This is a genomic window from Pseudomonas agronomica, from assembly GCF_025917275.1.
GTDB classification, from domain to species: Bacteria; Pseudomonadota; Gammaproteobacteria; order Pseudomonadales; family Pseudomonadaceae; genus Aquipseudomonas; species Aquipseudomonas agronomica.
Map to the genome: position 1 here is coordinate 1 of NZ_JAOSHO010000880.1, position 1,084 is coordinate 1,084.

General features: G+C 61.5%; 1 protein-coding gene. It reads left to right on the top strand.

Translation table 11 applies throughout. The features are described from left to right. Positions 1 to 47: 47 nt before the first annotated feature. On the top strand, positions 48 to 1,084 hold a 1,037-nt coding region (locus tag OC610_RS27855; protein ID WP_264432791.1), incomplete at its 3' end, for a purine-cytosine permease family protein.

Here is a 1,084-nt window from a genome sequence, read left to right on the forward strand (position 1 = left end):
GGGATGCGGCGCAAATTAATCCGAGAACAATCCACAGAGGTTGAACCATGGCTGTCACTAGCACACGCGCAAGCAGCAAGCCGTTGATCGAAAAACGTTCGATCGACTACATCCCGGAGGCGGAGCGGCACGGGCGGTTACTGAGCCAGTTCACCCTCTGGATGGGGGCCAACCTGCAAATCACTGCAATCGTCACCGGTGCTTTGGCGGTGGTGCTGGGCGGTGATGTGTTCTGGTCGTTGATCGGTTTGCTGATCGGCCAATTGCTCGGCGGTGGCGTCATGGCGCTGCATGCCGCGCAAGGGCCCAAGCTGGGGCTGCCGCAGATGATCTCCAGCCGGGTGCAATTTGGTGTCTACGGCGCGGCCATCCCGATCGTGCTGGTGTGCCTGATGTACTTGGGCTTTACCGCAACGGGCACCGTGCTTTCCGGCCAGGCGCTGGGCCAGTTGTTTGGCGTCAGCGACAGTGTCGGCATCCTGATTTTTGCCAGCGTCATCGTGCTGGTCACGGTGCTCGGCTACCGGGTGATTCACTTCATTGGCCGTGTCGCCAGCCTTCTTGGCGTGATTGCCTTTGTTTACCTGTTCGCTCGCCTGATGAGCCAGACGGACGTTGGCGCGCTCCTGCAAATCCGCCATTTCAGCTGGAGCAGCTTCCTGCTGGCGGTGTCGCTCGCGGCCTCCTGGCAGATCGCCTTCGGCCCCTACGTGGCGGACTATTCGCGTTACCTGCCGAGCAAGACGTCGTCGGTGAAAACCTTTTTCGCCGCAGGCGCCGGTTCAGTCATCGGCGCACAAGTGGCGATGATCCTCGGCGTGTTTGCCGCCGCTTCGGCCAACGGCCAGTTCGCCGGTCACGAAGTGGCCTACATCGTGGGCCTGGGGGGGACCGGTGCCACGGCTGCGCTGCTTTACTTCAGCATCGCGTTCGGCAAGGTCACGATCTCGACGCTGAACTCCTACGGCAGCTTCATGTGCATCGCGACCATCATCAGTGGTTTCCGGGGGCACCTGACCGTAACGCGTGTGCAGCGCCTGGTGTTCGTGCTGTTCATTGTCGGTGCCGCGACGTTGATCGCGCT